The 1,149-nt window shown below is 57.0% G+C and carries 1 protein-coding gene; it reads right to left on the bottom strand.

All coding sequences use genetic code 11. The annotated features are described in order from the left end of the window. On the bottom strand, positions 1-909 hold a 909-nt coding region (locus tag ACREAY_RS12010), incomplete at its 3' end, for a glycosyltransferase family 39 protein (RefSeq protein WP_431756001.1). Positions 910-1,149 lie beyond the last annotated feature (240 nt).

Here is a 1,149-nt window from a genome sequence, read left to right on the forward strand (position 1 = left end):
GGCGTATTCCGCATGTGCCTTTGGCGCGAGACGAGATGAGATGTCGGGCAGCAGCCAAAAGGTCAACACTGCTCCGAACCAGGTCAATAGGCAAGCTGTTGCGACCATCTGCCCGCTGTCACCGCGCGGCGTCAGGGCGAGCCTTATCGCCTCGAGTGCGACGACGAAGTAGACCAGACCGGTGAAGACGATGAAGTAGCGCCCAAACGTATGTTCAATCAGCCAAATCGGCATGGTCAGGAAAAAGATGACGTACGGGACCACCGAAAAGAGCGTGGCCCCGAGGAGGTACGCTGACGCCAACCGTCCGACGTACTGTCGCATGTTCAACCCGACCACCAGGGCCGCACACGGGAACAAGAACACGTAGGCGCCCATGTACTCCATCGTTGACAGCCAGCTTATGAAAACCGTGGCAACCTTTGGTAAATAGGCTACCTGCTCCAGGACATCCCGAACTGCAATCTGCGAGACCCCGCCCTGCACGCCAAGCACGAATCTTTGAGCGATCCACCAGGGTGCGAAGATAACTCCGACAACGACGACGTAAACCGCAGCACGCCTGACAAGCTGAAAGTTACGGTTTCGGACGCACCCGGCCGCCAGCGCAAAAGCTGCGGGGATGACAAAAAAGACGCCCTCGACCTTGGTCTGGGTCAAAAACCCACCGGCAAGGGCCGACACGTAGAGCCATTTCACTTCTTGCTCCCGGAGATAGAGAAACATGTAGCCGGTTGTCGCTACGGCGTAATACAGCATCGCTGTTTCGGCGTAGTAATACTGACTCCAATGCAACACGTTCGGCAGGAAAGCAAAACCTGCTGTGAGAAGAAGCGCGAGATGGCGACTGGCGCCACTTCGTGCGAGGAGATGGCAAAAAATGACGACGACGCACGCGTAGAACAACACGGCAGAATTTGCACCGCATCATGGGACCGTCCAAGCGTCAAGTACAGCAGGGTTCCTGCGAGCGGATGGAGCAGGGGGTAATCATCATGAGCGAGCGGAAAGTCCTCGTCGAGGATGAAAGGGATGATGCTTCGGTGATGGTAAAAAGCACGAGCCTTGAGATCCCAGAACGCCCAAGCGTCGTACTCCCACAGGGGATGGAACGTGGCCCGAAACAGCAGCAGCAAGACGGTCGACGTC

This window comes from Nitrososphaera sp. (assembly GCF_050748925.1).
In the GTDB taxonomy this organism is placed as follows: domain Archaea; phylum Thermoproteota; class Nitrososphaeria; order Nitrososphaerales; family Nitrososphaeraceae; genus Nitrososphaera.